The 2,810-nt window shown below is 45.1% G+C and carries 3 protein-coding genes; all 3 read left to right on the top strand.

Annotated elements, in window-relative coordinates:
* Positions 1–1,169, top strand: a 1,169-nt coding sequence (locus Q0338_RS09225) for a mannose-1-phosphate guanylyltransferase/mannose-6-phosphate isomerase (protein WP_298086496.1), incomplete at its 5' end; no start/stop codon positions are given.
* Positions 1,170–1,179: 10 nt separating this feature from the next.
* Positions 1,180–2,301 carry a glycosyltransferase family 4 protein gene (locus Q0338_RS09220; protein WP_298086495.1) on the top strand — a complete coding sequence of 374 codons (1,122 nt, stop codon included), beginning with the start codon at positions 1,180–1,182 and terminating at the stop codon, positions 2,299–2,301.
* The coding region (locus Q0338_RS09215) for a sugar transferase (protein ID WP_298086494.1) at positions 2,298–2,810 on the top strand (513 nt) is incomplete at its 3' end. The genes Q0338_RS09220 and Q0338_RS09215, both read left to right, overlap by 4 nt.

Raw genomic sequence — 2,810 nt, 5'->3', positions numbered from 1 at the left:
TTTTAGCGCTTGACGAGTGCGGAAATAAAAAAATAGACAAATTTATCCTCGAGCCATTTGGTAAAAACACCGCCGCGGCGATCACGTTTGCAGCGCTTTGCTGCGATGAGGACGAAATTTTGCTCGTCACTCCGAGCGATCATTTGATCGAGGAGGAGGCCGAATACAAAAAGGCTCTTTTGATCGCGCAAAGCTATGCAAACCAGGGCTTTTTGGTGACGTTTGGCATAAAACCTAACGAACCAAACACGGGCTACGGCTACATCAAGGCCGATAAAAACGGCGACGTAGAGCGATTTATCGAAAAGCCAAATTTTGAAACCGCGACGAAATTTATAAAAGAGGGCGGGTATTATTTTAACAGCGGTATGTTTTGCTTTAAGGCGGGCGTGTTTTTAAGCGAGATGAAAAAGTACGCGCCAAGTATCATAAAAGACGTGACGGCGGCGATAGAGGGCTCGGCAAACGAGCCTTGCCTGCTAAAAATAAGTCCGAATTTTATGGATAAGATCGAGGATATCAGTATCGACTACGCCTTAATGCAAAAAAGCTTAAATATCAAAATGGTGCCGCTGGATGCTGGCTGGAGCGATATGGGTAGCTTTGACGAGCTGAGTAAAAAGATAAAAAACGAGGGCGAGTCGCTGCAAATCGGCGCGAGCGAAAATTTCATCCTAACTAAAAAACCGACCGCACTAGTAGACGTGCAAAATTTGCTCGTAGTAGACACCAAAGACGCGCTTTTGATCGCTAAAAAAGGCAGCTCGCAAAAGGTAAAAGAGGTTTATAAGCACTTTTCAAATTCATTGCCTGAAATTTGCGAAACGCACACGAGCGTGTACCGTCCGTGGGGTAGCTACGAGGTGCTAGGCGAGGGCAGCGGCTACAAAATGAAAAAGATAGTCGTTAAGCCCGGTAAAAGACTGAGCTTGCAAAAGCACTTTAAGCGAAACGAGCACTGGGTCGTCGTAGAGGGCGAGGCGCTAGTAACCATAGATGATAGTGAGATGCAGATAAAACGAAACGAGTCTATATATATAAAAAAAGGACAGACTCACCGTCTGGAAAACACTACAAACTCCGATCTCATCGTCATAGAAGTACAAACGGGCGAGTATCTGGGCGAGGATGATATAGTGCGCATCAGCGACGACTACGATAGAAAGTAATGGTGAACGGATGAAAAAAGCTCTGGTTTGCGACTGGCTAGAAACCTATGCCGGAGCTGAGCGTTGCGTGCAGAGCTTTACGGATATTTGGGATGATTTTGAGGTTTTTAGCCTTGTTGATTACCTTAAATTCGACGATAGGCAAAAGATTTTAAAAGGTAAATTCGCTCGCACCGGTTTTATTCAAAATTTACCGTTTGCAAAGAGCAAATTTAGGAGCTATCTGCCGCTTTTTTCGCTAGCGATAGAGCAGTTTGATCTGAGCGAATTTGACGTCGTGCTGTCTAGTTCGCACGCCGTAGCAAAGGGCGCTCTGACGCATTCAAACCAGCTTCATATAAGCTACGTACACACGCCGATGCGCTATGCTTGGGATATGTATTTTGACTATTTACGCCAAAACGGACTAGAATGCGGACTAAAAGCGGCGTTAGCTAGATATTTTTTATATAAAATTCGCCTGTGGGATATCGCCGCGGCAAACAGAGCCGACATTTACGTCGCAAACTCAAATTTTATTGCGCGCCGCATACGTAAAATTTACGGCAAAGATGCCGCTGTGATCTACCCGCCTGTCGATACTGCAAATTTTAAATTAAACGAAAATAAAGAGGACTTTTACGTCACGGTTTCAAGGATGGTGCCTTATAAAAAGATCGATTTAATCGTGCGCGCCTTTAACGAAAGCGGCAAAAAGCTAGTCGTAGTGGGTGACGGCGAGCAGATGAATGAGATCAGAAATATCGCCAAAAGTAATATTGAAATTTTAGGCTTCAGGGGTGCGCGCGAGACTGCAGAGCTGATGAGTAGGGCAAAAGCCTTCGTTTTTGCTGCCGTGGAGGATTTTGGTATAGCGCCCGTGGAAGCTCAGGCCTGCGGTACGCCCGTCATCTGCCTAGGTAAGGGCGGTGCGAAAGAGAGCGTGATAGACGGCGTCACGGGCGTTTATTTTAGCGAGCAAAGCGAAGCTAGCCTAAACGAAGCGGTGGTAAAATTTGAAAAAAATAGCGACAAATTTGATCCGCAAGCGATCAGACAAAATGCGCTAAAATTTTCAAAAGAGCGCTTTGAGTACGAGATAAAGGGGCTTGTAGAGAAAAGCTACGAGAGATTTTTGGAGGGCAAGCTATGAATCTGCGTTCTAGGGTTTTGCTAAAAGCCGTGATTGACTATGTTCTTGTTATCACTACTGCGCCACTTTGGCTCACGGTTGCTGCCATTATAGCCGCAGTCGTAAAGATAAACGAACCAAATGAAAGCGTATTTTTTAAGCAAAAGCGAATAGGGCGCTTCGGCAAGCCGTTTAGCTGCTATAAATTTAGATCTATGCATAAAAATTGGCGTAAAATTTTAGACGATTATCTCGAGCAAAATCCCGCAGAGGTCGAGCATTTTGCCAAATTTCACAAATACGAATTTGATCCGCGCATAACAAAAGTCGGCGGGTTTATCAGACGCACTTCGCTTGATGAGATACCTCAGCTTATTAATGTTCTTAGGCTTGAAATGAGCCTGGTGGGACCGCGTCCGTATATGTTTTGCGAAAAAAGGAAAATCGGCAAAAATTTAGGTAAGATAACAAGGGTAAGGCCGGGACTTACCGGGCTTTGGCAGGTAAGCGGCAGGCATGAAATCGCCTTT

This window comes from uncultured Campylobacter sp. (assembly GCF_938018145.1).
GTDB lineage: Bacteria > Campylobacterota > Campylobacteria > Campylobacterales > Campylobacteraceae > Campylobacter_A.
This window is presented reverse-complemented; position numbering and strand designations above follow the sequence as displayed.